Annotated in this window: 1 protein-coding gene and 1 pseudogene; both read right to left on the reverse strand. The window is 76.9% G+C overall.

What is annotated here, in order from left to right; all coding sequences use genetic code 11:
- Nucleotides 1-10 precede the first annotated feature (10 nt).
- A pseudogene (locus PYV61_RS25700) lies at nucleotides 11-553 on the reverse strand (IS630 family transposase); the annotation flags it as partial.
- 37 nt (nucleotides 554-590) lie between these two features.
- Entirely contained in the window at nucleotides 591-998 is a 408-nt protein-coding gene (locus tag PYV61_RS25705; protein ID WP_275836735.1) for a helix-turn-helix domain-containing protein, read from the reverse strand.
- Nucleotides 999-1,063 lie beyond the last annotated feature (65 nt).

Here is a 1,063-nt window from a genome sequence, read left to right on the forward strand (position 1 = left end):
CTAGAGCAGATCACGGCGCGGCGTAGCGGCCGTAGCCGCAGTGGCGGAAGTAGCCGCGGGCGTCGTCGGGTGTGATGGCGTCGACGACGCTCGCGAGCGCGTCGTGGAGGGCGGCGGTCGTCCGCGCCCCGGCGGCGCGCAGCCGCGTCTTGAGCTTGCTCCACGCCGGCTCGATGGGGTTGAGGTCCGGCGAGTAGGCGGGCAGGAACCGCAGCTCGCAGCCGGCGCGCTCGACGAGCCGGCGTACGCGCGCGGCGCGGTGCACGCTCAGGTTGTCGAGGACGACGACTTGGCCCGGCCGCAGCGTCGGGACGAGCACGTGTTCGACGAAGGCCGCCATCACCGCGGTGTCGGCCGCGCCTTCGACGCTCATGCACGCGCTCAGGCCCTCGAGCGTGAGCCCCCCGAGCACCGTCAGCCGCTCCCAGCGCCCGTGCGGCACCGCGCCGGCGGCCCGGCGCCCGCCTTCGGCGCGCCCGTAGAGCCGCGCCATGTTGGTCGCGATCCCGCACTCGTCGACGAAGACCAGGTCCGCCGGGCGCAGCGCCGGCGCGGCCGCCTGCCACGCGGCGCGCGCCGCGGCGACGTCCTCACGCGTCTGCTCGGCGGGGGCGAGGCTCCTTTTTTTTCCGCCGCAGGGCGAGGCGCTCGCACGCCCGCCACACGGCCATGACGCTGACGCCGACGCCGGCGCGCTCGCGGAGCCCGGCGGCCAGCTCCGCGAGCGTGCGGTCGTTCCGTTCGGCCACCAGGGTGCGCAGCGCCGCGTCGCCCGCGGCGTCGAGCTTGGGGCGGCCGCCCCGGTTCGGCCGCGGCGCGGCGCTGCCGGTGCGCCGCTCGCGCCGGAGCCACCCGCGCACGGTGCTCTCGCCGACGGCGAAGCGCCGCGCCACGGCGCCGTGCGTGAGGCCCGCGTGCGCGGCGGCCAGCACGCGGTCGCGCAGGTCCTGCGAGTACGCAGCGGCCATCTCCGCCTCCTGCGAGTTCGGGGCGACCATCGCCCGCATCAGCGATGCCGCCCCGAGCCCTTCACCTCGCTACAGCGCGCCGTGATCTGCTCTAG

It is taken from the genome of Roseisolibacter sp. H3M3-2, from assembly GCF_029211165.1.
Classification (GTDB): Bacteria; Gemmatimonadota; Gemmatimonadetes; order Gemmatimonadales; family Gemmatimonadaceae; genus Roseisolibacter.

Coding starts and splice junctions, on each gene's coding strand:
- PYV61_RS25705 (WP_275836735.1), bottom strand. CDS start 998: ATGGTCGCCCCGAACTCGCAGGAGGCGGAGATGGCCGCTGCGTACTCG.